31 protein-coding genes are annotated in these 25,375 nt (G+C 72.4%); 11 read left to right on the top strand and 20 right to left on the bottom strand.

Annotated elements, in window-relative coordinates:
* Positions 1-119 precede the first annotated feature (119 nt).
* The 3 genes from IT780_RS35630 to IT780_RS35620 are packed head-to-tail and all read left to right on the top strand — an operon-like array spanning position 120 to position 2,693.
* Positions 120-1,121, top strand: coding sequence for an ABC transporter ATP-binding protein (locus IT780_RS35630; protein WP_199516253.1), 1,002 nt, complete (start codon positions 120-122; stop codon positions 1,119-1,121).
* Positions 1,118-1,903: an ABC transporter permease gene (locus IT780_RS35625; RefSeq protein WP_199516252.1), complete on the top strand. Its 786-nt coding sequence runs from the start codon at positions 1,118-1,120 to the stop codon at positions 1,901-1,903. Before IT780_RS35630 ends, IT780_RS35625 begins: the two co-directional genes overlap by 4 nt.
* A 1-nt stretch (position 1,904) precedes the next feature.
* The gene (locus IT780_RS35620) at positions 1,905-2,693 is read left to right on the top strand and encodes an ABC transporter permease (RefSeq protein ID WP_199516251.1); all 789 of its coding nucleotides are present in this window, start codon (positions 1,905-1,907) and stop codon (positions 2,691-2,693) included.
* Positions 2,694-2,700: 7 nt separating this feature from the next.
* On the opposite strand, the gene IT780_RS35615 is transcribed toward IT780_RS35620, so the two are convergent.
* Positions 2,701-3,042 carry a MarR family winged helix-turn-helix transcriptional regulator gene (locus IT780_RS35615; protein ID WP_199516250.1) on the bottom strand — a complete coding sequence of 114 codons (342 nt, stop codon included), beginning with the start codon at positions 3,040-3,042 and terminating at the stop codon, positions 2,701-2,703.
* Positions 3,043-3,134: 92 nt separating this feature from the next.
* Positions 3,135-3,515: a hypothetical protein gene (locus tag IT780_RS35610; protein ID WP_199516249.1), complete on the bottom strand. Its 381-nt coding sequence runs from the start codon at positions 3,513-3,515 to the stop codon at positions 3,135-3,137.
* Between the two features lie 115 nt (positions 3,516-3,630).
* On the opposite strand from IT780_RS35610, the gene IT780_RS35605 reads away from it, so the two are divergent.
* Positions 3,631-4,743, top strand: coding sequence for an aminopeptidase P family protein (locus IT780_RS35605; RefSeq protein WP_199516248.1), 1,113 nt, complete (start codon positions 3,631-3,633; stop codon positions 4,741-4,743).
* On the opposite strand, the gene IT780_RS35600 is transcribed toward IT780_RS35605, so the two are convergent.
* The 3 genes from IT780_RS35600 to IT780_RS35590 all read right to left on the bottom strand — a co-directional run bounded on the left by IT780_RS35600 (position 4,738) and on the right by IT780_RS35590 (position 7,995).
* Entirely contained in the window at positions 4,738-6,492 is a 1,755-nt protein-coding gene (locus tag IT780_RS35600) for a potassium channel family protein (RefSeq protein ID WP_199516247.1), read from the bottom strand. The genes IT780_RS35605 and IT780_RS35600 overlap by 6 nt on opposite strands.
* Before the next feature lie 11 nt (positions 6,493-6,503).
* A complete protein-coding gene (locus IT780_RS35595; protein WP_199516246.1) occupies positions 6,504-6,890 on the bottom strand; it encodes a DUF6394 family protein in 387 nt (128 codons plus the stop codon).
* 67 nt (positions 6,891-6,957) lie between these two features.
* Positions 6,958-7,995, bottom strand: coding sequence for a polyprenyl synthetase family protein (locus IT780_RS35590; protein ID WP_199516245.1), 1,038 nt, complete (start codon positions 7,993-7,995; stop codon positions 6,958-6,960).
* A 72-nt stretch (positions 7,996-8,067) separates the two neighbouring features.
* Here IT780_RS35590 and IT780_RS35585 point away from each other — a divergent pair, with 72 nt between their 5' ends.
* Genes IT780_RS35585 through IT780_RS35570 form a run of 4 tightly spaced genes read left to right on the top strand, consistent with a single transcriptional unit; the run spans position 8,068 to position 10,787 of the window.
* Positions 8,068-8,397 carry a YciI family protein gene (locus IT780_RS35585; RefSeq protein ID WP_199516244.1) on the top strand — a complete coding sequence of 110 codons (330 nt, stop codon included), beginning with the start codon at positions 8,068-8,070 and terminating at the stop codon, positions 8,395-8,397.
* Positions 8,394-9,620 carry an RNA polymerase sigma factor gene (locus IT780_RS35580; RefSeq protein ID WP_199516243.1) on the top strand — a complete coding sequence of 409 codons (1,227 nt, stop codon included), beginning with the start codon at positions 8,394-8,396 and terminating at the stop codon, positions 9,618-9,620. Before IT780_RS35585 ends, IT780_RS35580 begins: the two co-directional genes overlap by 4 nt.
* A gap of 43 nt (positions 9,621-9,663) precedes the next feature.
* Entirely contained in the window at positions 9,664-10,224 is a 561-nt protein-coding gene (locus IT780_RS35575; protein ID WP_199516242.1) for a hypothetical protein, read from the top strand.
* A gap of 23 nt (positions 10,225-10,247) precedes the next feature.
* The gene (locus tag IT780_RS35570) at positions 10,248-10,787 is read left to right on the top strand and encodes a hypothetical protein (protein WP_199516241.1); all 540 of its coding nucleotides are present in this window, start codon (positions 10,248-10,250) and stop codon (positions 10,785-10,787) included.
* Positions 10,788-10,790: 3 nt separating this feature from the next.
* Here the strand turns inward: IT780_RS35570 and IT780_RS35565 are convergent, their stop codons facing one another.
* From IT780_RS35565 to IT780_RS35495, 15 genes are all read right to left on the bottom strand, one after another.
* Positions 10,791-11,099, bottom strand: a complete 309-nt coding sequence (locus IT780_RS35565) for a hypothetical protein (RefSeq protein WP_199516240.1) — start codon at positions 11,097-11,099, stop codon at positions 10,791-10,793.
* 20 nt (positions 11,100-11,119) lie between these two features.
* Positions 11,120-11,599: a hypothetical protein gene (locus tag IT780_RS35560; RefSeq protein WP_199516239.1), complete on the bottom strand. Its 480-nt coding sequence runs from the start codon at positions 11,597-11,599 to the stop codon at positions 11,120-11,122.
* Positions 11,600-11,609: 10 nt separating this feature from the next.
* The gene (locus tag IT780_RS35555; protein ID WP_199516238.1) at positions 11,610-11,861 is read right to left on the bottom strand and encodes a hypothetical protein; all 252 of its coding nucleotides are present in this window, start codon (positions 11,859-11,861) and stop codon (positions 11,610-11,612) included.
* Positions 11,858-12,298 (bottom strand): MerR family transcriptional regulator, encoded by a 441-nt coding sequence (locus IT780_RS35550; RefSeq protein WP_199516237.1) that lies wholly within the window; start codon positions 12,296-12,298, stop codon positions 11,858-11,860. The genes IT780_RS35555 and IT780_RS35550 overlap by 4 nt, the downstream gene beginning before the upstream one ends.
* Complete coding sequence (locus IT780_RS35545) at positions 12,295-12,654, bottom strand: hypothetical protein (protein WP_199516236.1); 360 nt, start codon at positions 12,652-12,654, stop codon at positions 12,295-12,297. Before IT780_RS35545 ends, IT780_RS35550 begins: the two co-directional genes overlap by 4 nt.
* Positions 12,655-12,706: 52 nt before the next feature.
* The gene (locus IT780_RS35540) at positions 12,707-13,705 is read right to left on the bottom strand and encodes a glycoside hydrolase family 26 protein (protein ID WP_199516235.1); all 999 of its coding nucleotides are present in this window, start codon (positions 13,703-13,705) and stop codon (positions 12,707-12,709) included.
* A gap of 21 nt (positions 13,706-13,726) precedes the next feature.
* Positions 13,727-14,962, bottom strand: coding sequence for a sensor histidine kinase (locus IT780_RS35535; RefSeq protein ID WP_199516234.1), 1,236 nt, complete (start codon positions 14,960-14,962; stop codon positions 13,727-13,729).
* Positions 14,959-15,624 carry a winged helix-turn-helix domain-containing protein gene (locus IT780_RS35530; RefSeq protein ID WP_199516233.1) on the bottom strand — a complete coding sequence of 222 codons (666 nt, stop codon included), beginning with the start codon at positions 15,622-15,624 and terminating at the stop codon, positions 14,959-14,961. Before IT780_RS35530 ends, IT780_RS35535 begins: the two co-directional genes overlap by 4 nt.
* A gap of 83 nt (positions 15,625-15,707) precedes the next feature.
* Positions 15,708-16,772, bottom strand: a complete 1,065-nt coding sequence (locus tag IT780_RS35525) for an LLM class flavin-dependent oxidoreductase (protein WP_199516232.1) — start codon at positions 16,770-16,772, stop codon at positions 15,708-15,710.
* Entirely contained in the window at positions 16,769-18,106 is a 1,338-nt protein-coding gene (locus tag IT780_RS35520) for an LLM class flavin-dependent oxidoreductase (protein WP_199516231.1), read from the bottom strand. Before IT780_RS35520 ends, IT780_RS35525 begins: the two co-directional genes overlap by 4 nt.
* Positions 18,103-18,843 (bottom strand): ABC transporter ATP-binding protein, encoded by a 741-nt coding sequence (locus tag IT780_RS35515; protein WP_199516230.1) that lies wholly within the window; start codon positions 18,841-18,843, stop codon positions 18,103-18,105. The genes IT780_RS35520 and IT780_RS35515 overlap by 4 nt, the downstream gene beginning before the upstream one ends.
* Entirely contained in the window at positions 18,819-19,667 is an 849-nt protein-coding gene (locus tag IT780_RS35510) for an ABC transporter permease (RefSeq protein WP_199516229.1), read from the bottom strand. The genes IT780_RS35515 and IT780_RS35510 overlap by 25 nt, the downstream gene beginning before the upstream one ends.
* Positions 19,664-20,728, bottom strand: coding sequence for an ABC transporter substrate-binding protein (locus tag IT780_RS35505; protein ID WP_199516228.1), 1,065 nt, complete (start codon positions 20,726-20,728; stop codon positions 19,664-19,666). Before IT780_RS35505 ends, IT780_RS35510 begins: the two co-directional genes overlap by 4 nt.
* A gap of 17 nt (positions 20,729-20,745) precedes the next feature.
* Positions 20,746-21,249, bottom strand: a complete 504-nt coding sequence (locus tag IT780_RS35500) for a flavin reductase family protein (protein ID WP_199516227.1) — start codon at positions 21,247-21,249, stop codon at positions 20,746-20,748.
* A 159-nt stretch (positions 21,250-21,408) separates the two neighbouring features.
* Positions 21,409-22,641 (bottom strand): ROK family protein, encoded by a 1,233-nt coding sequence (locus IT780_RS35495; protein ID WP_199516226.1) that lies wholly within the window; start codon positions 22,639-22,641, stop codon positions 21,409-21,411.
* Positions 22,642-22,822: 181 nt separating this feature from the next.
* Here IT780_RS35495 and IT780_RS35490 point away from each other — a divergent pair, with 181 nt between their 5' ends.
* Genes IT780_RS35490 through IT780_RS35480 form a run of 3 tightly spaced genes read left to right on the top strand, consistent with a single transcriptional unit; the run spans position 22,823 to position 25,288 of the window.
* On the top strand, positions 22,823-23,800 hold the full coding sequence (locus IT780_RS35490; RefSeq protein WP_307831540.1) for a methionine ABC transporter ATP-binding protein: 978 nt from the start codon (positions 22,823-22,825) through the stop codon (positions 23,798-23,800).
* Entirely contained in the window at positions 23,797-24,453 is a 657-nt protein-coding gene (locus IT780_RS35485; protein WP_199516224.1) for a methionine ABC transporter permease, read from the top strand. The genes IT780_RS35490 and IT780_RS35485 overlap by 4 nt, the downstream gene beginning before the upstream one ends.
* 13 nt (positions 24,454-24,466) lie before the next feature.
* A complete protein-coding gene (locus IT780_RS35480; RefSeq protein ID WP_199516223.1) occupies positions 24,467-25,288 on the top strand; it encodes a MetQ/NlpA family ABC transporter substrate-binding protein in 822 nt (273 codons plus the stop codon).
* The last annotated feature ends 87 nt before the right edge of the window (positions 25,289-25,375 follow it).

Below are 25,375 nucleotides of genomic sequence, written 5' to 3'. Positions count from 1 at the left end.
GCATCGTCGCCGGTCTATCACAGAAGCCACGCGCCGGACAAGAAATGGCTTGCGTGCCGGAAGCGGTTCCGTACGGTGGTGCCGGTCAATGTCGGCATCAAGACGGGGGTTGCTTTCGCATGCCGATCGTGGAGGCCCGAGGCCTGACCAAGGTGTTCCGCCGCCCGGACAAGGGTCCCGGCCTCGCCGGAGCCGTCCGGCACCTGTTCGCCCGCCGCTTCACCGACAAGGTCGCGGTCGACCACGTCGATCTGTCCATCGAGGCCGGTGAGGCGGTGGCGTACGTCGGCCCCAACGGCGCCGGCAAGTCGACGACCGTCAAGCTGCTCAGCGGCATCCTGGTCCCCACCGCCGGAGACGTCCGCATCGACGGCCTGCACCCGCAGCGCGACCGGACCACCGTGGCGCACCGCATCGGCGTGCTGTTCGGGCAGCGTACGCAGCTCTGGTGGGACCTGCCGGTGTCCGAGTCGCTCGCCGTGCTGCGCGACATCTACGGCGTCGACCACGCCACCTACCGCAAGCGGATGGCCCGCTTCGACGAGGTCCTCGAGCTCGGCGAGATCCTGCCGGTGGTCGGCCGCAAGCTGTCGCTGGGCCAGCGGATGCGCGCCGACCTCGCCGCGGCGCTGGTGCACGGCCCGCAGGTCGTCTACCTGGACGAGCCCACCATCGGGCTCGACCTGGCCGTGAAGGACCGCGTCCGCGAGTTCTTCCGCAGCATCCGCGACGAGGGCACGACCGTCATGCTGACCAGCCACGACCTGGCCGACATCGAGGGCTTCTGCCGGCGGCTGGTGATCATCGACCAGGGCCGGATCATCTTCGACGGCGACCTCGAGGCGGTGAAGGACAAGTTCGCCCGCGAACGGATCCTGCACGTCGAGACCGCCGCGCCGGTGCCGCTCGAGACCCTGCGGACGTCGCTGCCCGGCGCGAAGGTCGAGGCCGAGGACACCCCCACGCGGTACGCGGTGCGCTTCGACCGGTTCGCCATGACGGCCGGGCAGGCGGTGACCACGCTGGCCGGCCTCACCGAGCTGGTGGACTTCCGGGTGGACGAGCCCAGCATCGAGGACGTGATCCGGCGCGTGTACTCCGGTGAGCTGGTGCTCGGATGAGGAGCTACCGGGCCCTGATCCGGGCCACCGCGAAGGCGGCGCTCGCGTACCGGTTCAGCCTGCTGCTCGGCCTGGGCGCCGTGCTGGTCCAGCTCGTCGCGCTGCTGGCGGTGTGGCGGGTGATCCTCGCCGAGTCCACGGTCAACGGCTTCACCTGGCCGCAGATGCGGGCGTACCTGCTGGTGGCGTTCGCCGCGGGCACGGTGGTCTCGCTGCTGGGCGATTTCCGGATGGCGTTCCGCATCCTCGACGGCGACGTGGCGCTGGACCTCGTCAAGCCGATCGACTACCAGAAGGCCCGGTTCGCCGAGGCGGTCGGCGGCCTGTGGATCGAGCTGATCCTCATCGGCGTGGTCGTCGGCGCCACGCTGGCCCTCACCGGCGGCGTGGACACCCCGGCCGCGCCGGCGCTGGCCCTGTTCGTCACGAGCATGCTGCTGCTCGTACCGTTGAAGTTCCTGATCGTCTACGTGAGCACGCTGACCTGCTTCTGGACGCAGAACTACATGGGTGTGCAGTGGGCGCGCCTGGCCGTGGTGAACCTGCTGTCCGGCGCGCTGATCCCGCTGGCGTACCTGCCGGGCTGGCTGGCCGCGGTCGCTCAGTGGTCGCCGTTCGCCGGGCTCACCTCCACCCCCGCGCTGATCTTCCTGGGCCGCGTCGACGGCCGCCATGCCCTGCAGCTCGTCGCCGTGCAGCTCGGCTGGGTCGTCGTCCTGTGGTTCGGCGCCCGCCTGGTGTGGCGTGCGGGCCTGCGCCGGCTCACCGTGAACGGAGGCTGACATGCGAACCGTACGGCTCTACCTGCGGCTGCTCGGCGCCCACTTCCGGTCCCTGCTGGAGTACGAGGCCGACTTCGTGATCCTCGTGGTGGCCACGGTGCTGATGCAGGTCGTCAACATCGTCTTCCTGGCGGCGCTGTTCGCGAAGGTCCCGGCACTCAACGGCTGGACGTTCTGGTCCGTCCTGATGATGTTCGGCGCGGTGGCCCTCGCCGAGGGCGTCGGCTCCCTGTTCTTCGACGGCATGTGGTCTCTCGCCTGGCAGATCAACCGAGGCGAGCTCGACTACTTCCTGGTCCGCCCGTACCCGGTGGCGCTGCAGTCGAGCAGCGCCAAGATCGGCGTCAACGGCCTGAGCAACATCGTCATGGGCATCATCATGATCGGTACGGGACTGGCCCACGTGGACATCGCCTGGACGCCCTGGCGCGTCCTGCTCGGCGCGCTGCTGCTGATCAGCTCGGTGGTCATCAAGCTGTCGATCAACCTGGCCACCAACGCGGTGTCGTTCTGGCTCTCCAGCCCCACCCCGCTGTTCGCGTTTGCCATGCACCAGGTCGGCGACCTCGCCCGCTTCCCGCTGTCCATCTACCCGATCGCCCTCAAGGCGGCGCTCGGCGCGGTGCTGCCGTTCGCGTTCATCAGCTTCTTCCCGGTCGCGTACCTGCTGGACACCGGCCAGTCCCGCTGGATCGGCCTGCTGACGCCGCTGGTGGCGGCGTACTGCGCGGTCGCGGCGGCGGTCATCTTCAAGAGAGGAATGCGCCGCTACGAGAGCGCGGGCAACTAGGTGGGGCTCATACGTCGATCGCGTAGGAGCGGTCCATCAGGTCGGTCATCGCCTGCTGGAAGTCATGGCGCCTCGTGTCGCTCCAGCCTTCGGTCAGCTGAGCGAAGACGTCCTCCTGCCATCGATGTGCCTGGTCCAGCATGGACCGGCCCGCAGGGGTGAGCGATGCTTCGCGTCGTCGGCCATCGGCCGGAGCCTCCGCCATGGCCAGGTTGCCGGCTGATGTGGCGCTCTTGATCAACCGTGAGGCGCCACTCTGGTCGATCCCGATCTCGTGCGCGATAGCGTTGACCGTTGCAGGGATTCCTCGCCGGCTGAGCGCCTGGACTGCCTCACAAACCAGCACCATTCGGCCCTGGTCACCACCTGCGTCAGCCGCCACGGGTCGGCGCGCCCAGTGCCGGACGAACTGAAACAGGACTTGCCCGGGGCCTTGGCTCATCACTCGGTTGCCGCCATCTCGCGGCAGATGCAGGCCACCTCGAGGGCGGCCTTGAGGTCCGGCAGTCGCAGCGCAGCCGTGATCTTCCCGCCGGAGGCGCGGAAGACCGTCGCCACCCGCGTGGGCTCCTCAGTCTCAGGCCAGGTGGCGTCCTCCTCGACCACCATCATTCGTGCGCTGATCGGGTGCCAGGACCGAGGGACCAGCTGGATGCCGGCACGCTCCACCCACTCTGCGAATTGCGCAGGCGTGATCGGGCCCGCGCCCTTCGGGCCCAGGACGACGACCGGATCACCGACCGCCCTCGCGGCCCGCTCCAGGTCGCCGTCGTTGACGCTCGCGTGCCACTCGTTGATGGCTGCCTCAAGGCTCGAGTCCATGCCGAGAATTATATGCGATCCGCATACATCTGGGGCCCCGGGAAGGTGAACCGTCGGCCGAGACGCGAACCTGACGGTTGCCCGACGGCCGGTCGCCGCTGGTAGAACTCCAGGCATGGGCGACTTCACGGCGGAGACCTTCATCGGGCGCATGCGGCGGGCCACCGGGCAGGCGGTGACGGCCGGGCTTGCCGGGCTGCTGGTGACTCCCGGACCCGACCTCGCGTACCTCACCGGCTATCGGCCGCCCGCCGAGACCGAGCGGCTCACGATGCTGGTACTCCGGGCGGGCCGGGAGCCGGTCCTGATCGTCCCGCTGCTCGAGCGGGGCGACGCCGAGCGGGCCCCCGGCGCGGCCGTCGTCACGCTGGCCGATTGGGCCGACGGCACCGATCCGTACGCCCGCGTCGCGGCGCTGCTGGATCCGCCCGGCACCTTTGCGATCTCGGACTCGGCGTGGGCGCTGCACGTGCTGGCCCTGCAGCAGGCCTCGCCGCGGTCCCGGTACGTCTCGATGACCGCGGCCCTGCCGATGCTGCGGGCGGTCAAGGATGCCGGTGAGCTCGAGCGGCTCGCGGCCGCGGGCGCTGCGGCCGACGCGGCGTTCGAGGGGATCGCCGGGGTGCGGTTCGCGGGGCGGCGGGAACGGGAGGTCGGCGCGGACCTCGCCGCCCTGCTGCGCGAGCACGGGCACGAGCGGGTGGACTTCACCGTCGTCGGTTCCGGGCCGAACGGCGCCGACCCGCATCACGAGATGGGCGACCGGACGATCCGGGAGGGGGACATGGTCGTCCTGGACTTCGGCGGGCTGCTCGACGGGTACGCCTCCGACACCACCCGTACGGTGCACGTCGGCGAGCCGGGCGAGGAGGAGCGTGAGGTGTTCGAGGTGGTCCGGCGGGCGCAGCGGGCGGCCTTCGAGGCGGTACGGCCCGGGGTCGCCTGTCAGGAGATCGACCGGGTCGCCCGGAAAGTGATTGCCGACGCGGGCTACGGCGAGTACTTCATTCACCGGACCGGGCACGGGATCGGGCTGTCGACCCATGAGCCGCCGTACATCGTGGAGGGGGAGACGCAGCCGCTGGTGCCCGGCATGTGTTTCTCGATCGAGCCGGGCATCTACCTGCCGGGCCGGTTCGGCGTACGGATCGAGGACATCGTCACGGTCACCGCGGACGGCGGGCGTGCCCTGAACAACTCGAGCCGGGAGCTGCGCATCGTCTCATGAGGCCGGTCGGCGGGGCACCTTTCCGGTGACGCGCTGCCACAGCCAGCCCGAGGGAACCGTACGGCCGGTCAGCACGTACTCGCTGACGGCGTGGTGGGTCATGGTGTCGAGCAGCGCCCGGCGGGCCGAGGGGCGCCCGGCGAGCAGCAGCTGGTCGCCGGGTTCCAGGGTGACGTCGCCGTCGGGGCCGAGGACGGTCCCGGAGTCGCGGTGCAGCAGCAGCGGCACCGCCGCGAGCGACCGGTCCCGGTCCTGCGGGTGGCGCAGCAGGCCGCCGACCGTGGCGTCGCCCGCACCGAGGTACGGCTCGAGCGCCGGCGCGTCGCGGCCGGTCAGCTCGACCTTCCACACGCTGCCCAGGCGGGGGCCGCAGAGCCGGGTGAGGCGGCCGATGATGCCGGCTGCCCAGTCGTCGCCGCGGGCCGGCATGTCCTGCAGGAAGCGCCACAGCAGAGGGGTGCTCAGCTGCGCGTAGATCTCCCGGGCCACCGTCTCGGCCGGCACCAGCAGGCGGTCGGTGTCCATCGCCGCGAACAGGGGCGCGCTGGCGGGCCGGTTCTGCCGGGAGGCGATGAACAGGGCGGGGTTGATCCGCCGGGCGGCGGCGATGAGGGACAGGTTCGTGGTGTCGTTGTCGGTGCCGGCGACGAAGCCGACCGCCCGGTCCAGCTCGGCGCGGGCCATCACGGCCGGCTCGGAGGCGTCGCCCACGATGCCGGGCCCGCCGGCCGCGTCCGGCCGTACGTCGATGACGGTGATCTCGAGGCCCTCGGCGCGCAGGTCCTCGGCGAGCTTGCGGCCGAAGCGGCCGTAGCCGCAGATCACCCAGCGCCCGGCGGTCGGCGGCCGGCCCCGGTCCGGCAGGTCCGCGCCCGGTCCGCTCTCCAGCCAGGACATCAGCTGGTACGACGCCGGCGAGCGCAGCGCGACCCGCAGGTGGTCGCCGAACCGGTCGAACGGGTTGACGACGGCGGGGGAGCCGAAGGCCCGCATCCGCTGCTCGATGGCCGGTGACACGGTCCGGGCGATCACCGGCAGGCCGGGGCGCAGCAGCGCGGCGGTCATGGCGACGACCAGGTTGACCTCGTCGTCGTCGGTCAGCGCGAGCACGCCCTCGCAGCGCGGGTGCCCGAGGCCGGCCACGCCCAGCGTGTGCGGGTCGCCGGCGTCGGCGGCCAGGCCCGGCACGTCGGCGTGGTACGAGTCGATGTCCAGCACGTCGACGCGTTCGCCGGACACGTCGAGCACCACGAAGCGGCGGCCGATGGCGTCCAGCGAGCGGCCCAGCAGCTGGCCGGTCTGCCCGTACCCGACGATCAGCAGGAACGGCTCGCGCAGCCGGGCCACCGTCCGGGTGAACCGCTGCAGCGCCAGCGCCTGCCGGAACGCGCGGTCTTGCAGCAGGGTCAGCAGCGAGCCGATCGCGTACGCCCACCCGACGACGGTCAGGTAGATCGTGGCCATCACCCACAGCCGCTGCCCGCCGGTGAAGGGCTGGGGGATCTCGCCGTACCCGATGGTCGTCGCCGTGTAGCTCATGAAGTAGAACGCGTCGAAGAAGCCCATCCGGACGGCGTGCCCGGCCTCGTCCCGGCCGGGGATGAGGGTGAGGCCGAGCACGCTGACCGCGAAGATCGTGATGAGCACGATCAGCGGCGCCCGCATCCGGCGCAGGATCAGGAAGATCGTGGAGGACGTCTCCGCCGAGCGGGTGGACAGCCGCCACCCGCGCAGGCCCGGACCGGCCACGGCACCTCCCCTCACCGGCGGTGGAACGACACTGTCTCGATCACGAGGAGCACGACCGAGACGAGGTTGGCCAGCAGGGCGCCCCCGGACAGCGACACCACGCTGGCCATCGCCGCCCCGTCGAGGCCGGTCGAGGAGATCTGGGTGGCGTACCCCCACACCAGCGCGGCCGCGATCAGCTGGAGGTCCGCGACGAGGCTGGTGGCGAGGTGGACCGCGCCGATCTGGGTACGGTCGCCGAACTTCAGCACGGTCGCGATGAGGCTGACCACGACCGCGGCGAACAGCTCGTACACGTTGTGCAGCGACGGGTCGGACAGGTCGCCGATGAAGAACCCGAAGTTGAGCGTCGCGGCCAGCAGCACGAAGAAGCCGAAGATGACCTTTTCCAGACTCATGCACAGCTCCCCACGTCGGACCCACGCTAGCCCGGCTCGCGCTCCGGCGCCGGGCGGAGCGCGGATGTCAGCTGATCCGGTCCATGCTGACCAGCGGAAGATCGCGGAAGAACGCCGTTCCTTCGGTACGCCACCAGCGCCACGTCGCGGCCTCGGCGGCGGCCGTCTCGGCGTGGTGCCGGATCGTGTCACGCAGCCGCCCGGCGATCCCGTGCTCGATGGCCCTGTCCCGCAGCTCCGCGACGACCTCGGGCGTGACCGCCGGGTCGCCGAGCGCCGGCTGCAGCAGGCGCCGGGTCTCCGGGACCTCCAGCAGGGCCCGGACCACGTACGTGCGCCGCCCGGCCCGGAGGTCGCCGCCGACCGGTTTACCCGTGACGCTCTCGTCGCCGAAGAGGTCCAGGTAGTCGTCGCGCATCTGCTCGTAGATGCCGGCGGACCAGGCGTACCGTCGCAGCTCCTCCTCGTGGTCTCCGGGCTCGGCGCCGGCGGCGAGCAAACCCAGCCGGAGCGGGGCGAGGATCGAATAGCGTGCGCTCTTGTGATCGGTGACCACGTCCAGGAAGCCGGCGCCGGCGTCCGGTGTGGCGTCCCGCTCGAGGTCGAGGATCTGACCCAGCACCGCGTCGGCGGCGGCGCTGGTGAGCACAGCCGCCATGGCGTGGCGCACGCCGGCCGGCACCGGCGCGTCGAGCACGGCCCGCACGGACAGGAACGCTGCGAGGTCGCCCGCGAGGATCGCCAGGTTGCGCGCCTCCGGGTCGGCGACCTCGGCCCGGTACGCGTGATACGTCGACGGACCGCCCCGCCGGGTGGGCGCGTCGTCGATGATGTCGTCGTGCACGAGACCGTGGGTGTGCAGCAGCTCCACGCCCAGCACCGCGCTGTCGAGCCCGGGCACGTCGGCGCCGGTCACCAGCCCGGCCGCCGCGTAGACGACGGCCGCCCGCAGCCGCTTGCCGCCCCGCAGCGTCAGGTCGCGCAGGAGCTCGACGCTGCGCGCCGGCCAGCGCCCGGCGGCCGGAAGGAGGCGGTCCGGCAGGTCGTCGAAGTACCGGACGAGGGCGGCCTCGGCGCGCTGCCGGTACGCGTACAGAGATCTCATGGCTTCGATTGTCGGATCCGGGCGCGGTCGTTCGTTGCAGGGTTGAGCAGCAGCACACAGGGAGGAACCACGATGCAGTATCTGTTCTCCGTGATCCACGACCGGACGGACCTCGCGACCCCGGAGGAGATGACGGCCATCGACGCGTTCAACGACCGGCTGCAGGCCGAGGGGCACTGGGTGTTCGCCGGCGGCCTCGGTGCGCCCGCCACGGCCACCGTCATCGACAACCGGGGCGCGGAGCCGGTGGTCACCGACGGGCCGTACGTGGAGTCGAAGGAGCACATCGCCGGCTTCTGGATCATCGAGGCCCCCGACCTCGACGTGGCGCTGAAGCTCGCCACCGAGGCGTCGCGGCACTGCAACCGCAAGGTCGAGGTACGCCCGTTCGTGAGCGAATGACCGACGTCCACGAGGCTGTCACCCGGGCCCACCGCGACGAGTGGGCGCGGGTGGTCGCATCCCTGACCCGGCGCTTCGGGGACCTCGACGTCGCCGAGGAGGCGGCGGCCGAGGCGTTCGCGACCGCCGTCGAGCGCTGGCCGGCCGAGGGCGTACCCGCGAACCCCGGCGCCTGGCTGACCGTGACCGCCAACCGCCGGGCGATCGACCGGATCCGCCGCGAGAGCAAGCGCGACGACAAGCAGATGCAGGCACGGCTGATGCACGACGACACCCCGCACGAGCCGCTCGGCGCCATCGACGACGAACGGCTCCGGCTCATCTTCACCTGCTGCCACCCGGCGCTGGCGATGGAGGCCCGGATCGCCCTCACGCTGCGGCTGGTGGGCGGCCTGAGCATGGTGGAGATCGCCCGCGCCTTCCTGGTGCCGGAGGCCACGATGGGGCAGCGGATCACCCGGGCGAAGGCGAAGATCAAGGCGGCGCGGATCCCGTACCGGGTGCCGGCCGCCGAGGACCTCCCGGCCCGGGTGTCCGGCGTGCTCGCCGTGCTGTTCCTCGTGTTCAACGAGGGCTATCTGGCGACCGGGCCCGGCACCGGTCCCGTGCGCGCGGACCTCACCGCCGAGGCGATCCGGCTCACCCGGCTGATCCGGGCCCTGCTGCCGGCGGACGGCGAGGTGGCGGGCCTGCTCGCGCTGATGCTGCTCACCGAGGCGCGCCGCCCCGCGCGGGTCTCCCGGAACGGTGAGCTGGTCCCGCTGCACGAGCAGGACCGGGGCGCGTGGGACCGGGCGCTGATCGCGGAGGGGCACCGGCTGGTCCGGGAGCGCCTGGCCTCCGGGGTGGCACCCGGCCGCTACCAGATCCTCGCCGCGATCAACGCCGTGCACACCTTCGCCCGGGAGGCCCGCGACACCGACTGGTCGCAGATCGTCGCCCTGTACGACCAGCTCGTCGGCCTCGACCCGTCGCCGGTCGTCGCCCTGAACCGGGCCATCGCGGTCGCCGAGCTCGACGGGCCGGAGGTGGCGCTGGCGGCCGTGGACCGTCTCGGCGACCGGCTCGGCGGCTACCACGCCTACCACGCGACGCGCGCCGAGCTGCTGCGCCGGATGGGCCGGAGCGGGGAGGCGGGGGCGGCGTACGACGCCGCGATCGAGCTGGCCGGGAACACGGCCGAGTCCGCGTACCTGACCCGCCGGCGCGACCAGCTGGGCTAGAGTACGCATCGACAGTCTCCGATATTTGACCACCGGGGGAACCATGAAGGCTTCCGTCATCGCGGCCACGGCCGTCGCCGGGCTGCTCATCACCACGGGCGCCGCCGCCCAGGCCCGGCCCGGCGCCGCGGCACCCTGCGCCGGCCAGATCCACCCGAACCCCAGCTTCGAGCGTGGCACCGCCGGGTGGGAGGCCGGCCCGCGCATCGTCGTGCTCGGCGACCAGGCGCGGCCGGCGCACACCGGGCGGGCGTACTCGACCTTCGCCGGCCTGGACGTCACCCACAGCGACCTGCTGCGGACCACGGTCACGATCCCGGCCGGCTGCACCCTGACGGTCGGATTCTGGGCGCGGGCGACGACCACCGAGACCGCCCGCGGCGACTACCTCAACGTCGGGCTGGCCGTGACCGGGACGCCGCCGAAGACGTACTTCTCGCTGGCCTTCGACCACCCGGCACAGTGGACCGTGCACACCGCGACGGCCGGTGCGGCGGCCACGGACCGTACGGCGACGGTCAGCTTCCTCGGCAGCGAGTCGGCCGGCAACGGCGTCACCGCGTTCGACGTGGACGACGTGACGTTCACCCTCACAGCTTCCTGACATGCGGCCCCGATAGTGGGCGCATGTCGATCAAAGGTCTCGCCGTCGCCGCGCTGTGCCTGTTCGCGGCCGCGGCCTGCAGCCAGCCCTCATCCTCGGGAAATTCCCGGGTCGCCACGCTGGATTCCGCCGCTCCGGGCCCGTCCGCCTCGACGGGCGTCCCGGAGCGGCCGGTGCTGCGACCCGACGAGGGCCGGGCGGAGTTCGAGCGCTACGTCGCCATCTTCGACAAGTGCCTGCGCGACGAGGGTGCCCAGCTCGGGCCGGGAAAGCGGCCGCAGCTCGGCAGCGACCCGAAGAGCAGGGCGGCCGCGGACAAGTGCGCCCACCTGTACCCGGAGAACTGGATGGAGCACGAGGCCCGCACCAACCCCCGCTACGTCGACCTGCTGCGCGAAACGGCCAAGTGCCTCAAGGAACACGGCCACGAGGTGACCGTCGGCGGCGACCCGGTGGCCCTCATGTACGGCGACAACACCAGCGCCAACAAGGCGTACGCGGACGAGCAGGAGTGCGAGAAGATCGCGTTCAAGGACGACCTCAAGAAGTACGCCGGCAAGTGACGGTCAGCCGGCCATCATGCGGATCAGCGCGTTGCCACCCAGCAGCAGCACGTCCGCGCCGGCGATGAACGCCATCCCCTGCCGCAGCCGGCGCTCGGCGTGTGCCGGGTCGGCCGCGCGGAAACCCTGCGCGATGCCGGCGAAGCCGGCGAGCAGCAGCGGCACCCCGCCGATCAGCAGGAACCCGACCGATCGCGGGGTGTTGCCGCGGGCCACCAGCATCGCCACCATCACCGCCGGGACGATGCCGAAGAAGATGGCGGCGAGGACTGCGTACCACTTGAGCGTCCGGGCCGGGTCCGTCGTCTGCACCCGGCGATCCTACCGGCGCCTCACTCCACGGTGCTGACCGTCGGGCCCGGGCCGCCGGCCTTCAGGCAGAGCTCCTGGATCGGTCCGAATGCCTGCTCGGAGGCGTCGGCCGCCTTCGCCGTGGCGCGGCGGTCGAGTTCGGTGATCTCAGCGGTGAGCGCCGCCTTCAGCTCGGGCGTGTCCGCCTGCGCCACGAGCGGCCGGACGGCGTCCGCCCATCCGGACCAGTACGCCCGCTGGATCTCCCGGGCACCGGCCGTCTTCTTGCCCTGGTACGAGTCGGCCATGGCCTTGGCGTACGCCTTCGCCTCGGGGGCGGTGTTCATGAGGAACGGCTGCTGCGCGGCCATCCACTGCTGGCAGAAGGCGTCGTTGTTCGCGGGCGCCGAACTGGCCGGGGCTGCCGCCGCTGTCTTGCCGGTCGTGGCGTCGTCACCGGCGCAGCCGGTCAGGGCGAGGACGGCGCCGAGCGCCGCCACCCCGGCGAGATGCTTGATCATCCGCAGGAGGTTAGTGGACGCAGGCGCATCCCGTACGCCCGCATCCGCCGGCCGCGACGCACCGGTTACCGCGGCGGCTGTGCAGCCACCCCAGGACCAGCGCCGCGACGGTCAGGCCCGCGGCGACGGCGAGCAGGGTCTGCCGGAGGAGCGCTGCCCCCGCGCCGGTGAGCACGCCCGCGGCGATGAACAGCGGAAGGGTGCAGCAGGCGGCGCAGGCCAGCGCCGCCAGCCCTCCCGTGACCTTGCTGGGGCGGCTCATGCGGGCTCTCCTTCTCCGGCGGGGCGACGGGTGCTGATGGTCAGGAACGGGATCGGGCAGTCCGCGCAGGTGCAGTCGGTGAGGCTGTCGCATCGGGCCTCGACGACCTCGGCGAGCGCTCCGCGGATCGTCGTGAGGTCCGCGATCTTCGCGTCGATCTCGGCGATCTTGTCCTCGGCGCGTCGCCGCAGGTCACGGCCGGGATGCCGGCGGCCGCCGGTGCGCAGCAGGTCGGCCACCTCGTCGAGGGTGAAGCCCAGCCGTTGCGCGGCCTTGATCACGCCGAGCAGTGTGACCGTGTCCGGTGGGTAGAGCCGGTGCCCGCCGGGTGACCGGCCCGGTTCGGCGAGCAGGCCGCGGCGTTCGTAGTACCGCAGCGTCTGGATGTTGAGGCCGGCCCGCTCGGCGACCTCGCCCGACCGGAGCCCGGCGGTCACGGCGCGTCCCGCGGGACCGCGGCGGCAGCGCGCTGGGTGAGCGCCCGCAGCACGTCGGCGTACTCGGCGGGTACGTCCACGTGCAGGCTCACCTCCTCGCCCACGGCCGCCGGCGTGGCGGTGACCGTGAAGGCGAAGAACGAGCAGCACGCTGCCTCCCGGGCGGTCAGGTCCCGCACGGTGGCCGCGAGCCCGCGCGGGCCGGCGAGCCGGATCACCGCACGGGTCGGCGTGACGGGGTCGACGCCCCGGGCCGCGGAGGCGAACAGCGCGTCGAATTCCGCGAGGCGGAGCGGGCGTTCGGCGGTGGGCAGCGTGCAGGCCTCGGGTGCCCATGGCTGGTCGGTCGTGGTCATGGCTCGACGGTAAGCCCGTACCCAGGTACCGGATGCAAGCCGTTCGCCGGCGTCACGGGTTCATATACGGATCCTTCGCCATCTTCCGGTACGCCGACAGCGCCGACGACGAGGAGTTGATCTGCCAGTGGCGTTCCTTGTCGACGTCGAACCAGACCACTGCCTTGATCAGCGGGTACGTGTTCCGCAGCGTGGGGACGATGCCGGCGATCCAGGACGCCTTGCTGCCGCCCGCCTCGTCCGAGGCCGTCTCGGCGATGATGATCGGCTTGCCCTTGGCGGCGAGCTGCGCGTACAGGCCGGCGAAGACGGAGCGGAAGCTCTGCCACTCGAAGTCCGGGTCCGAGGTGCCCCAGTTGTAGCCGTCGATGCCGGTCCAGTCGACGTACGCGTCGCCGGGGTAGTAGTCCATGGCCGGCGGCGAGTCCTCGGCGTCCTCGTTGTTCGGGCACCAGGCCCAGACGACGTTGGTGGCTCCCCGCGCCACGAAGATGTCGTGGATGTGGCGCCACGCGGCGACGTACTTCGCGGGGTCATGGCCGCCCCAGCCCTCGTCACCGTTCATCTCCGCCGCGAAGTCGACGAAGAACTGCCGGCCGAGCGCCTTGGCGTCGTCGGCGCGCCGGCGCAGCATCGCGTCGTACGCGCCGTCGATGATGTCGGCGAAGTCGACGTCGTTGGGTTCGACGTTGACCAGCGGGATCCGGCCGTCGGCGAAGTCGGCGGCGCTGACCGGCGACCGCACCCAGTCGTCCTGCGCGAAGTCGTAGTAGGTGAGGTGGACGGCCGGTTTGCGGCCGATCCGCTTGTCGGTCTGCGCGATGCTGCCGTTGCCGTAGTAGTGGCCCAGCAGTGCCCCCTGCGCGGGCGCCAACCGGGCTGCCGTCGACGCTCTGGCCTGCAGGGCGCCCCCGCCCGGCCCGGTGTTCGAGGCGAAGGCGTCGGTCTGGCTGACGGTGGCCGCGGTGGCCGCGGCCAGGAACAGGCCGGCCGCGACGGCTCGCACGGCACGGCGGGACCGCGGCCGCGTCGACTCAGGATCAATGCTCATGGCGACAGCGTGACAAGCGGATCATGAGCGGACGATGAAGCGGGGGAGGACCAGCTCGACGAGCGCGCCGGGCCCGGAAGCGGGCGCGACGTGTGCCCGCCCGCCGTGCAGCTCGGCGACCCACCGGACGATGGCGAGCCCGACGCCGATGCCGCCCCGCCCGTCGGTGACGCGGTCGCCGAAGACCCGTTCCCGGTCCCGGGCGGCGATCCCCGGCCCGTGGTCGCGGACGGAGACCCGGCCCGTCGCCACGGACACCTCCACGGGGGCCGGCGCGCCGTGCCGCAGGGCGTTCTCGACCAGGTTGCGGACCGCCTGGGCCAGCAGGTCCGGGTCGCCCAGGACGACCGTCGGCTCGGTCCGCAGCGACACCCGGCCATCGGCGTACGGGAGCTCCTCCAGCACCTGCTCGACCACCAGGTCGAGCCGCAGCGGCGTCAGCTCGAGCGGCCGGGTCCCGGTGTCGATGCGGGCGCGGGCGAGCAGCCCGGTCACCAGCCGGTCCAGGTGGTCGACCTGCCGTACGGCGTCGCAATCCGCGCCGTTCTCCACGGCGAGGCGGAGGGTGGCCAGGGGCGTACGCAGCTCGTGGGCGGCCTCCGCCAGGAACTGCTCCTGCCGGTCGAGCGCACCCAGCGCGGGACGCATGCTCTTGCCCGACAGCAGGTGGCCGGCGCCGGCCGAGGTCAGCACCAGCACCGCGCAGCCGGCGGCCAGCCAGAGGACCAGCTCGGTGTGGCGGCGGCGTACCGGTGCCGGGTCGGCCGCGATGAGCACGACCGCACCGATCTCGTCGGTGTCCCACACCGGGGCGGTGGCCCAGCGCAGCTCCCGGCCGTCCGGCGCGGGGATCGTCGCGAGCACCGGCTCCTGGTCCCGCAGGGTCGCCGCCCACAGGTCGTCCAGGCGGCCGGCCGGTGGCAGCGCGCTGTCCCGCTGAGGGTGGAGCCAGCCGGCCTGCGCAGCGCCCGTACCCGTCTTCTGCAGGACCGCCGTCACGTCCGAGACCGTGGCCAGCTCGTCCTCGGCGAGCGGCTCGAGGTGCAGCGTGCCCTTGTCCATCCAGATCGCGCGGGACAGCGCCTCGGCCCGGCCCCGGATCTCCGAGTCCAGGTCGCGGGACCCCGACCGGGCGTCGATGGACGCGGCGATGACGACCAGCGCGACGAGCGAGACGGCGCTGACGGTGGCGTACAGCAGCGTCAGCGCCCACCGCATCCGTCGCAGCCGGGCGGCGGCCGGGCGCCCGGCGATCATGCGGCGCCGCGGAGGCGGTACCCGACGCCCCGGAGCGACTCGATGAGGTCCGGCGGCCCGAGCTTGCGCCGCAGCTGGCGGATCGCCACGTCGACCACGTTGGAGGCCGGGTCGCTCATCTCGTCCCAGCAGCGTTCGAGCAGCTCGCTGCGGGTCACAGCGGCGCCGGCCCGGACCATCAGCGCCTCCAGGACGGCGAACTCCTTGGCGGTCAGCGCGAGCAGGACGCCGGCCCGGCGTACCCGGTGGCTGGGCACGTCGAGGGTCAGGTCGGCGACGGTCAGCACCGGCAGCCGCGGCGGCTGGTCGCGCCGGCACAACGCGCGCACCCGCGCGACCAGCTCCGCCATGGCGAACGGCTTGACCAGGTAGTCGTCGGCGCCGTGCTCGAAACCCGCCACCCGGTCCTCGACGGTCCCCAGCGCCGTCAGCACGAGGACGGGCACCGTACGGCCGGCCCCGCGCCACGCCCGGACCGTCTCCAGCGCGTCGCCGTCGGGCAGCCCGCGGTCGGCGATCACGCAGTCGTAGCTGTTGACCGACACCTTGAGGTCGGCCTCCTCCCGCAGCCGCGCGCAGTCGATCGCGAACCCGGTGGCGCGCAGGCCCGCGGCGATGGCGGGACCGAGCTCCGGATCGTCCTCGACCACCAGCACCCGCATGGTCGGCGAGTGTAGATCCGCTCCGCCGCCCCGCCGGCCGTTCCTGCCCCTCGGTACGCGCCCCGGCGGCAGGAAGGTGCAGATCAGGAGGCCCGCGCCGGCTCGCGCAGCCGTCCGATCAACGCGTCCCCGACGCGCGCGGTCTCCTGCCGGTACGGCGTGTCCGACAGGATGAAGTGGCCGATGCCCAGGGCGGCGTACCGGCGCAGGGCGGCGGCGACGTCGTCCGCGGAGCCCACCAGCCACGTGGTGCCCGCGCCTCCGCCTCCGTACCGGCCGGGAGCGGTGTAGAGGCAGGTGTCGAGGACGTCCGCGCGGGCGGCCAGGTCGAGCAGGCGTTGCTGGCCGACCGCGGGACCGCGCAGCCGGTCGGCGAGTGACCCGGACCGCTGCGCCATGGCGGCGACCCTGGCTTCGGCGTCGCGCCACGCTTCCTCGGTGGTGTCGCGGACCAGCGTGGTGATGCGCAGCCCGAACTCCAGCGGCGGCAGGTCGCGGTCCAGGTCCGTGCTGAGCCGGCGGAGCCGCTCGATACGTTCGGCGATGCCGTCGAGCGGCTCACCCCAGAACAGCTGGACGTCGGCCTCGGTGGCGGCGACCCGTTCCGCGGCCGGTGACGCGCCGCCGAAGTAGAGGCGGGGACCGTTGCCGTACGGCCGCGGCACCACCGTGGAATCCGTGACGCGGAAGTGCTCGCCGGCGTACGTGACGTTCTCCTCGGTCCACAGCCGCCGCGTGAGCCGCATGAATTCCTTCGTGCGTGCGTACCGCTGGGCCTGATCGCCTTCGATGTCGCCGTAGGCGGCGAGGTTGTCCTGTCCGCTGACGATGTTGATGAGCAGCCGCCCGCCGCTGAGGTGGTTCAGCGTGGTGGCCGCGCTGGCGAAGTGGGCCGGCTGCCAGTAGCCCGGGCGGATGGCGGCCAGCGGCCGGAAGGTGGTGGTCCGCGCGGCCAGCGCGGTGGCGACCGTGAAGGTGTCGGGGCGTCCCCAGCCGGTGCCGATCAGCGCGCCCTCCCAGCCGTGCCGCTCGGCCGTGACGGCGAGGTCGACGCTGTGCTCGAGGCTCCCGTAGCCGTCGACGGAATCGTCGCCGCGATGGCCCGGCTCGACGGTGTTCGGGATGTACCAGAGGAAGGCCGGGCTCATCGGGCTCCCTCCCCGGCCAGGACCAGCCGGTTGGCGGGCCGGGGCAGCCCGTAGTGCTCGCGCAGCGTGGTGCCCCGGTATTCGGTGCGGAACAGGCCGCGCTCCTGGAGGATCGGCACCACCTTCCCGGCGAACGCCTCGAGGCCGGACGGCAGGACCGCGGGCATGATGTTGAAGCCGTCGGCGGCGCCGTTCTCGAAGTAGTGCTGGATGGTGTCGGCGACCTGCTCGGGTGTGCCGGTGAAGGTGCGGTGCCCACGGCCGCCGCCGAGCTTGCCGATGAGCTCGCGCACCGTCAGGTGTTCGCGCCGGGCCCACTCGACGATGAGCGTACGGCGGCTCTTCGCGCCCTCGATCTGCTCCTCGCCGGGCAGGTTCTCCGGCAGCGGCCGGTCGAGCTGCAGCAGCTCGGGATCCACGCCGAGGGTGTTTGCCAGCTGCTTGCGGGCGTACTCGGGGCCGATCAGCCGGTCGAGCTCGGCGTCCAGCTCGCGCGCCTCGGCCTCGGTGTCGCCGATGACCGGAACGATGCCGGGCAGGATGACGACATGGTCCGGGTCGCGCCCGGCCGCCGCGGCCCGGCGCTTGAGGTCGGCGTAGAACGCCTGGCTCTCGGCGAGGGTGGGCTGCGCGGTGAACACCGCCTCGGCCCACTTCGCCGCGAACTCCTTCCCGTCCTCCGACGACCCTGCCTGTACGAGCAACGGGTACGCCTGCGGCGAGCGCGGAAGGTTCAGCGGCCCGTCGACCCGGAAGAACGTGCCGTGGTGGTCGATGGCGCGGACCCGCTCCCGCAGCGCGTGCACGCCCCGCTGCTTGTCGGCGACGATCGCGTCGTCGGTCCAGCTGTCCCAGAGCCGGGTCGCGACCTCGAGGAACTCGTCGGCGCGCTCGTAACGGGTCCGGTGCAGCGGCTGGTCCGCCAGCCCGAAGTTGCGCGCGGCCGCGTCGCCCGCGGTGGTGACGATGTTCCAGCCGGCCCGGCCGCGGGACAGGTGGTCGAGCGACGCGAACCGCCGGGCCAGGTTGAACGGCTCGTTGTAGGAGGTGGACGCGGTCGCGATCAGCCCGATCCGGCTCGTGGTGACCGCGAGCGCGGCGAGCAGGACGGTCGGCTCGAGCTTGCCCGACGGCCGGCGGCCGGGATCGTTCCACAGCACCGGGCTGTCGGCGAGGAAGACCGAGTCGAACTTCGCGTCCTCGGCGATGCGGGCCAGGCGCTGGTGGGCGGCGAGCGACAGATTCGCGTACGGGTCGGCCTGCGGCAGACGCCACGACGCCTCGTGGTGGCCGGTGTCGTGCAGGAACAGGTTGAAGTGCAGCTGACGGCTCATGAACGGCTCTCCTCGTCGACGCCGAGCTCGTCCAGCAGGAACGCCCGCAGCTCGGCGAAGGTGGCATCGGAACGGGACCGGTGTGCGACGTCCACCCGGACGTCGGTGCGCACCACACCGGCGTCCAGCAGGATCACCCGGTCGGCGAGCACGATCGCCTCGTCGACGTCGTGGGTGACCAGCAGCACCGCCGGACGGTGCGTCGCGCAGAGCTTGCGCAGCAGCGCGTGCATCCGGATCCGGGTGAGCGCGTCGAGCGCGCCGAACGGCTCGTCGGCCAGCAGCAGCTGCGGCTCACGCACCAGCGAGCGGGCCAGCGAGGCGCGCTGCTGCTCGCCACCGGACAGCTGGTAAGGCCAGGCGCGCTCGCGGCCGGCGAGGCCCACCTCGGCCAGCGCCTGCCGGCCCCGCTCGACGGCGCCGGGCCCGTGCAGCCCGAACATGACGTTGTCCAGCACCCGCTTCCAGGGCAGCAGCCGGGAGTCCTGGAAGACCACGGAGACGGAGTCGGGCACCTCGACGCGGCCGTGGCCGGCGACATCGCGGTCCAGCCCGGCGAGCGCCCGCAGCAGGGTGCTCTTGCCGGTGCCCGAGCGCCCGATCAGCGCGACGAACTCGCCGGGCGCGATGTCGAGGTCGAGGCCGTTGAGGACGCCGCCGTCCTTGCTGAAGCTGCGGTGCAGGTTGCGCACGCGAACCGCGGGCGCGGTGGTCAGTCCTCGAGCGTGCGGCGCCATGCGAGCACCTTCCTTCCGGTCGCCCGTACGGCCGTGTCGGCCAGGTAGCCGAAGATTCCGTAGATCACCAGGCCGACGACGATGACGTCGGTCTGGCCGTACTGCTCGGCGAGCGTGATCATGTGGCCGATGCCGCTGGTGGCGTTGTACTGCTCGACCACGACCAGGCCGAGCAGCGCCGAGGTCACCGCGAACCGCATGCCGAGCAGGAAGCCGGGCAGCGCGCCGGGCAGGATCACGTGCCGGACGAACTCGCCGCGCCCGATGCCGATTGTCTCGGCGAGTTCGGCGTACCGGCCGTCGATGCCGCGCAGCCCGTTGTGGGTGTGCACGTAGATCGGGACCAGGCTGATCAGCGCGATGGTCACGATCTTCATCTCCTGGCCGATGCCGAACCAGGCGATGAACAGCGGGATCAGCGCCAGCGTGGGGATCGAGCGCTTGATCTGGATCGGCCCGTCGACGAGCGCCTCGCCGATCCGCGAGAGCCCGGAGAGCACCGCGAGCACGGTGCCGCCGACGATGCCGAAGGCCAGCCCGAGTACCGCCCGCTGCAGCGAGGACAGAACGTTGCCGAGCAGGTCGTGGTCGGTCCACTGGTCCCCGAACGCCCGGACGACGTCCCACGGCGCGGTGAGGATGGCCGGGCTGATGAGGCCCGTGGTGGAGCCGATCGACCAGATGGCCAGCACGAGGAGCGGGCCGGCCCAGAAGCCGAAGCGGAGACGGCGGCCGGGGCCGAGGCGCCGGCGCACGACGCGGGCGTCGACCCGGGAGTCGTCCGTCGTGGCGGGCGCAGCGGGGGCGTGCACGGTGGCGGTCATGCGGCATCGCCCGTGACCACCCGGGTGCCCGCCGTGGCCGACTGCACCTTCTCGAAGCGGCGGTCGACGAGCGTGCCGGCGTCGAGCTTGTCGTGGTGCTGCTCCTGGGCGAGCAGGTCGGCGGTCTGCTGCAGGCGGGCGATGGCGTTGTCCCAGGTCGCCGGGATGCCCTTCGCCCCGTCGGTGGCCACGACGTCCTTCGCGTCCGCGGCGCTGAGCCCCTGGGTGTCCTGGTAGTACAGCTTGGCGTACTCGTCGGGGTGGTCGTTCTGCCAGAGCACCGCCTTGGTACGGACGCTGACGTAGACCTTGAGCGCCGCGGCCTTCTGCGCGTCCTGGACGGACTTGGTGAGGCAGTACAGGGTGGACGCGTCGTCGCGGATTCCCGTGGGGAGGGCGGTGACGCCTTGGTAGCGGCCCTTGTAGACCTTCACGTACTGCGCGCCGAGGGGGGCCACGTCGACGGCCTTGCTGCCCAGCGCCGTCACGTACGCGTCGTCCTTGCTGGTCAGCTCGACGAGGGTGACGTCCTTCTGGGTCAGGCCCGCCTTCTGCAGCACGCGCAGCACCAGCGCACCCTGTGCCTGCCCGGCGCTGTACGCGATCTTCTTACCGCGCAGATCGGCCAGGGAGGTGACGGTGACCCCGGGCGCGACGCCGAGCTGGTAGATGGGGTGCGCCAACGGGTCCACCGTGACCGACTGGAAGACGATCTTGGTGGAGGTGCCCGTCCACGCGGCGAAGAGCGACGGGATGTCAGCCACCGCGCTGCAGTCGAGCTTGTCGGCGCGGAACGCCTGGATGCTCTTCGGGCCGCCGCTGATGTTGGCCCACGCCACTTTCACGCCGGCGTCGGCGAGTTCCTTGTCCAGGCCGGCCGCCTGCAGGACCGCCTGGATGGACGGGTCGCCGATCCGGACCTCGGTGCCGCTCGGCACCTTGTCCGGCAGTGCGGCGGTGAGCTCCAGCGTCGCGCCGGAACTCCCGCTGCCGCAGGCGGTGCCGAGGGCCAGGACGGCCGCCAGGAGGGGGACGAACGCTTTCCTCGATGTCGTGATCATCAATCTTCTCCGGTGGCTCAGAGGACGTGGTACGTGCCGTCGTGGTAGAGCAGCGGGCCGCCGCTCCCGGCGAGTTCGGTCTCCTCCACCCGGCCGATCACCAGGTGGGAGCCGCCGGCGGGGTGCCGGTGCTCGATCGAGATCCGCAGCCAGGCGGCCGCGCCGTCGAGGACGGGTTCGCCGGTGGGCAGCCGGCGCCAGCGGGTGCCGGCGAAGCGGTCGATGCCGCTGGTCGCGAAGGTCTGTGCCACCTCGGTGTGATCGGCGCCGAGCAGGTGCACGACGGCGGAGTCCGCGTCGCGCAGGTGCGGCCAGACCGAGGCGCTCGCCGAGACGCTGAACGACAGCAGGGGCGGCGTGGCGGACAGCGAGGCGAGCGAGGTGACGGTGACCCCGGCGGGGCCGCGCCCGGCGTCGGTGGTCACAACCGCCACACCGGCGGCGTGGCGCCGGAAGGCCTGCCGGAACAGCGCGGCGTCGACCGGTGTGGAGGGGAACGGCCGATTGGCGATCACGGTCATGGGACGGCTCCGTTCGGATGCGGAAGCGTTGCGGCTGCGCGGGTGGGCACGGCGGATCAGCCCGCGGCAGTGCGGACCGCGCGCTGGGTGTCGGGGATTTCCTGCGGCGTACTCGCCACCGGCTGCAATTCATACTATGCAGCTAGGTTTAGGAGGCAACTATGCGCGGGACTGAATTAAGTCCGTCCTGGTGAGCGGGGAGGCGTACAGGTCGTCGAGGGCGACCGCGCCGCCGGCGACCGCCAGGACGTGGTCCGGGAAACTGCTCGGGCGTACCGAGGACGCCATGTCAGCGCCGGTGGTCGACCAGGCGGCCGCCTCGGCGCGCAGGGCCGCCAGGCAGGCGGGCAGCCGGTTGACGCCGGCCTCGGCCACCACCAGCACCTCGGGGTCGAAGAGGTCGAGCAGCAGGCCCGCCGCCCGGCCCACCAGCCGGGCACGGTCCTGGAGCAGCTCCACCGCCCCGGCGCGCCCGCCGCGGGCCGCGTCGACCAGCTCGGTGACGTCCGGCCGGTCGATCAGGCCGCGGACCAGCGCACGACGCACCAGCGCCCGCTCGGAGACGGCGGCCTGCAGGCAGCCGCGCCGGCCGCAGGCGCAGAGCTCGGTGCAGCCCTCCACCGGCAGATGGGCGATAGCGCCGGCGGCGGACCGCGGACCCTGGTGGACCACTCCGCCCGCCGCGAACCCGACGTCGACGACGTTGCCCACGAAGAGGTGGACCGCACTGCGGCGGGCCCGCGCGGCGACGGCGCCGAAGAGCTGTTCGGCTCTCAGTAGCGCGCGGGAGTTGCTGTCCAGGCGTACGGGCAGCCCGGTCGCCTCGGCCAGGACCGCACCGGCGGGGACGTCGCGCCACCCGAGGAACGGGTGCTCGACGACCGTGCCGGAGGCGGGATCCACCCACCCGCCGGTGGCCAGGCCGAGCCCGAGGATCCTGCGGCGTACGCCGGATTCCTCGAGCAGGGCGGCGATCCGGTGCGCGAGGGCCGTCAGGACGTTCGCCGGATCGTGCCCGCCGTGCGGGTCCTGACGCTGCGCGAGCACTCGCCCGCGCAGATCCAGCACGGCCACGGTGGTACGGGGAACCGCGATGTGCGCCCCGACCACCGCGACGGCGTCACCGTCGAGGTCCAGCGGTACGTGCGGCCGGCCGATGCCCGGGCGCCCGGCCGCCTCCGGAACCTCGCGGACGAGCCGCCGGTCGAGCAGCGCCGGGACGACGCCGCTCACCGTGGCCGCGGACAACCGGGTCACCCGGGCGATCGAGCTGCGGGCTATCGGCCCGTGGTCGAGCACGGCCCGCAGCACCGACGCCGTGGCCTCCGCCGGCCGGCGCGGCCCGGGCGCCGGTAGATCGCCGCGCCGGGTGGTGCGCCGGGCGCCGTCCATGCTCCGAGGCTATAGCGCGTTCACCTGCGGCGTCGCGGTCGATAACCGGACGTTTGAGGGCCGGTAACAAGTGCCCGTGACGGTCGTTACTCCGGCTTTCCCCGGACCCGGCAGCGGGCTATCTTCGTACGGCCCTAAACCTATGGGTCTTGTAGAGAAACCGGACGGGAAGCCGAGTCGAGTGATCCAGATCGAGGGTCTGCGGAAGGTGTACCGCGCCCGGCGCCGGGAGGTCGTCGCGGTCGACGGCGTCGACCTCGCCGTGCGCGACGGCGAGATCTTCGGCGTGCTCGGCCAGAGTGGCGCCGGCAAAAGCACGCTGCTGCGCTGCGTGAACCTGCTCGAACGGCCCGATGCCGGCACGGTGGTGGTCGGCGGGGTGGAGCTGACCGGCCTGTCCGGCGGCCGGCTGCGCGCGGCCCGGCGCCGCATCGGCATGGTGCACCAGCACTTCGCGCTCCTCGCGTCGCGGACCGCGGCGGGCAACGTCGCCGTTCCGCTGGAGATCACCGGAGTGCCGCGGGCGGCCCGGGCCCGCCGGGTGGCCGAGCTGCTCGACCTGGTCGGGCTCGCCGGCCACGCGGACGCCTATCCCGCCCAGCTGTCCGGCGGGCAGAAGCAGCGCGTCGGGATCGCCCGCGCGCTCGCGGCGGACCCGCAGGTGCTGCTCTCCGACGAGGCCACCTCGGCGCTCGACCCGCAGACCACCGGCTCGATCCTCGAGCTGCTACGCGACCTCAACAGGCGGCTGGGGCTGACCATCCTGCTGATCACCCATGAGATGGACGTGGTGAAGCGCATCTGCCATTCCGCCGCGGTGATGCGCGACGGCCGCTTCGCCGAGTCCGGGCCGATCGCCGACCTGCTGCGCCGGCCCGGATCGGAGCTGGCCGGCGGACTGTTCCCGCTGAGCGGCGCCGCGCCGGACCCGGAGGACCCGGTGCTGGACCTCACCCTCAGCGGTGCCGTCGCCGATCAGCCGCTGATATCCCAGCTGGCCCGCCGGTTCGACGCCGACGTACGCATCCTCGACGGCACTGTGCAGGAGCTGGCCGCGACGCGGGCCGGACGGCTGCGGATCACGGTGCGCGGCGACGCCGGCCCGGTCGCCGGCTGGCTGCGCGAGCAGGGCGTGCTCGTGACGGAGGTCGTCCGATGACGTGGTCCGAGGTCGCCGAGCTGCTGTGGCAGGGACTACGGGAGACAACCTGGATGGTGGGCTTCTCCACCGTCCTGACCGCGATCGGGGGACTGCTCGTGGGCGTGCTGCTGACGCTGACGGAACGCGGCGGGCTGCTCCCCCTGCGGCCGGTCAACGCGCTGCTCGGCCTGGTGGTGAACGTCGGGCGCTCGTTGCCGTTCATCATCCTGCTCGTCGCGGTCATCCCGTTCACCCGCGCCGTGGTGGGCACCACCATCGGCACCACCGCCGCGATCGTGCCGCTGACCATCGGCGCCATCCCGTTCTACGCGCGGCTCGTCGAGACCGCGATCCACGAGGTCCCGGCCGACGTCGTGGCCGCCGCCACGGCCATGGGCGCCACCCGGCGCCAGATCGTCGGCAAGGTCCTGCTGCGTGAGGCCCGGCCGGGCCTGGTGGCGGGCCTGACCGTCACCGTCATCGCGCTGGTCGGCTACTCCGCCATGGCCGGCGTCGTGGGCGGCGGCGGGCTGGGCGACCTGGCCATCCGCTACGGATACCAGCGCTTCGAGACCGAGGTCATGATCGCCACGGTCGGAGTCCTGGTCGTCTTCGTGCAACTGATCCAGACGCTGGGCGACGTCCTCGTCCGGCGCCTGTACCACCGATAGAAAGGCACCCCTCATGCATCGCCGCTCCATCGTCGCCGTGATCGCCGCCGCCGGGCTGACCCTGGGCCTCGCCGCGTGCGGGTCCGGCTCCTCGTCCGGGTCCGGCGGGGGCGACACCCTGAAGGTCGGCGTCAGCCCGGTCCCGCACGGCGAGATCCTCGCGTACGTCCGGGACAACCTCGCCGCGAAGGAGGGGCTCAAGCTGGACATCGTCGAGTTCAACGACTACATCCAGCCCAACGTCGCCCTGCGGGAGAAGCAGATCGACGCCAACTACTTCCAGCACATCCCGTACCTGGAGGAGGAGACGGCCGCCAAGGGTTACAAGTTCACCGCGCTCAAGCCGGTGCACATCGAGCCGCTGGGCCTCTACTCGAAGAAGGTCACGTCGCTGGCCGAGGTGCCCTCCGGCGGCGTGGTCGCGATCCCGAACGACCCGTCGAACTCGGGCCGGGCGCTGAACCTGCTCGCCAAGAACGGCCTCATCACGCTCAAGCCGGGCGTCGGCGTGAAGGCCACCGAGAAGGACATCGCCACCAACCCGAAGAACCTGAAGTTCTCCGCACTCGAGGCGGCCCAGCTCCCGCGCAGCCTCGAGGACACGGCTGCCTCGGTCATCAACGGCAACTACGCGATCGAGACGGGGCTGAGCCCGGCCAAGGACGCGCTCGCCCTGGAGGACGGCAAGGACAACCCGTACGCGAACCTGGTGGTCGTCCGGACCGGCGACGAGAACGACCCGCGGGTGGCGAAGCTCGAGAAGCTGCTGCACTCGCCCGAGGTGAAGAAGTTCATCGAGGACAAGTACCAGGGCTCGGTGCTGGCCGCGTTCTGACCGGTGCGAGGGCCGGGCGCCCCGGGGGGGCGGGGGGCCCGCCCCCCACCCCCCCACAGGGACGGCGGGGCGAGCGACCCCGCCACC

The organism is Nucisporomicrobium flavum (assembly GCF_016464385.1).
Taxonomy (GTDB): Bacteria; Actinomycetota; Actinomycetes; order Mycobacteriales; family Micromonosporaceae; genus Actinoplanes; species Actinoplanes flavus_A.
This window is presented reverse-complemented; position numbering and strand designations above follow the sequence as displayed.

What these genes read in the sequence shown, in the direction of transcription:
- IT780_RS35520 (WP_199516231.1), bottom strand. Translation starts at nt 18,106, where the DNA reads ATGAGCCGTCAGCTGCACTTCAACCTGTTCCTGCACGACACCGGCCAC.
- IT780_RS35580 (WP_199516243.1), top strand. Translation starts at nt 8,394, where the DNA reads ATGACCGACGTCCACGAGGCTGTCACCCGGGCCCACCGCGACGAGTGG.
- IT780_RS35515 (WP_199516230.1), bottom strand. Translation starts at nt 18,843, where the DNA reads ATGGCGCCGCACGCTCGAGGACTGACCACCGCGCCCGCGGTTCGCGTG.
- IT780_RS35540 (WP_199516235.1), bottom strand. Translation starts at nt 13,705, where the DNA reads ATGAGCATTGATCCTGAGTCGACGCGGCCGCGGTCCCGCCGTGCCGTG.
- IT780_RS35500 (WP_199516227.1), bottom strand. Translation starts at nt 21,249, where the DNA reads ATGACCGTGATCGCCAATCGGCCGTTCCCCTCCACACCGGTCGACGCC.
- IT780_RS35610 (WP_199516249.1), bottom strand. Translation starts at nt 3,515, where the DNA reads ATGGACTCGAGCCTTGAGGCAGCCATCAACGAGTGGCACGCGAGCGTC.
- IT780_RS35620 (WP_199516251.1), top strand. Translation starts at nt 1,905, where the DNA reads ATGCGAACCGTACGGCTCTACCTGCGGCTGCTCGGCGCCCACTTCCGG.
- IT780_RS35630 (WP_199516253.1), top strand. Translation starts at nt 120, where the DNA reads ATGCCGATCGTGGAGGCCCGAGGCCTGACCAAGGTGTTCCGCCGCCCG.
- IT780_RS35570 (WP_199516241.1), top strand. Translation starts at nt 10,248, where the DNA reads ATGTCGATCAAAGGTCTCGCCGTCGCCGCGCTGTGCCTGTTCGCGGCC.
- IT780_RS35585 (WP_199516244.1), top strand. Translation starts at nt 8,068, where the DNA reads ATGCAGTATCTGTTCTCCGTGATCCACGACCGGACGGACCTCGCGACC.
- IT780_RS35495 (WP_199516226.1), bottom strand. Translation starts at nt 22,641, where the DNA reads ATGGACGGCGCCCGGCGCACCACCCGGCGCGGCGATCTACCGGCGCCC.
- IT780_RS35505 (WP_199516228.1), bottom strand. Translation starts at nt 20,728, where the DNA reads ATGATCACGACATCGAGGAAAGCGTTCGTCCCCCTCCTGGCGGCCGTC.
- IT780_RS35480 (WP_199516223.1), top strand. Translation starts at nt 24,467, where the DNA reads ATGCATCGCCGCTCCATCGTCGCCGTGATCGCCGCCGCCGGGCTGACC.
- IT780_RS35510 (WP_199516229.1), bottom strand. Translation starts at nt 19,667, where the DNA reads ATGACCGCCACCGTGCACGCCCCCGCTGCGCCCGCCACGACGGACGAC.
- IT780_RS35535 (WP_199516234.1), bottom strand. Translation starts at nt 14,962, where the DNA reads ATGATCGCCGGGCGCCCGGCCGCCGCCCGGCTGCGACGGATGCGGTGG.
- IT780_RS35625 (WP_199516252.1), top strand. Translation starts at nt 1,118, where the DNA reads ATGAGGAGCTACCGGGCCCTGATCCGGGCCACCGCGAAGGCGGCGCTC.
- IT780_RS35525 (WP_199516232.1), bottom strand. Translation starts at nt 16,772, where the DNA reads ATGAGCCCGGCCTTCCTCTGGTACATCCCGAACACCGTCGAGCCGGGC.
- IT780_RS35545 (WP_199516236.1), bottom strand. Translation starts at nt 12,654, where the DNA reads ATGACCACGACCGACCAGCCATGGGCACCCGAGGCCTGCACGCTGCCC.
- IT780_RS35615 (WP_199516250.1), bottom strand. Translation starts at nt 3,042, where the DNA reads ATGGTGCTGGTTTGTGAGGCAGTCCAGGCGCTCAGCCGGCGAGGAATC.
- IT780_RS35530 (WP_199516233.1), bottom strand. Translation starts at nt 15,624, where the DNA reads ATGCGGGTGCTGGTGGTCGAGGACGATCCGGAGCTCGGTCCCGCCATC.
- IT780_RS35595 (WP_199516246.1), bottom strand. Translation starts at nt 6,890, where the DNA reads ATGAGTCTGGAAAAGGTCATCTTCGGCTTCTTCGTGCTGCTGGCCGCG.
- IT780_RS35590 (WP_199516245.1), bottom strand. Translation starts at nt 7,995, where the DNA reads ATGAGATCTCTGTACGCGTACCGGCAGCGCGCCGAGGCCGCCCTCGTC.
- IT780_RS35605 (WP_199516248.1), top strand. Translation starts at nt 3,631, where the DNA reads ATGGGCGACTTCACGGCGGAGACCTTCATCGGGCGCATGCGGCGGGCC.
- IT780_RS35575 (WP_199516242.1), top strand. Translation starts at nt 9,664, where the DNA reads ATGAAGGCTTCCGTCATCGCGGCCACGGCCGTCGCCGGGCTGCTCATC.
- IT780_RS35555 (WP_199516238.1), bottom strand. Translation starts at nt 11,861, where the DNA reads ATGAGCCGCCCCAGCAAGGTCACGGGAGGGCTGGCGGCGCTGGCCTGC.
- IT780_RS35560 (WP_199516239.1), bottom strand. Translation starts at nt 11,599, where the DNA reads ATGATCAAGCATCTCGCCGGGGTGGCGGCGCTCGGCGCCGTCCTCGCC.
- IT780_RS35485 (WP_199516224.1), top strand. Translation starts at nt 23,797, where the DNA reads ATGACGTGGTCCGAGGTCGCCGAGCTGCTGTGGCAGGGACTACGGGAG.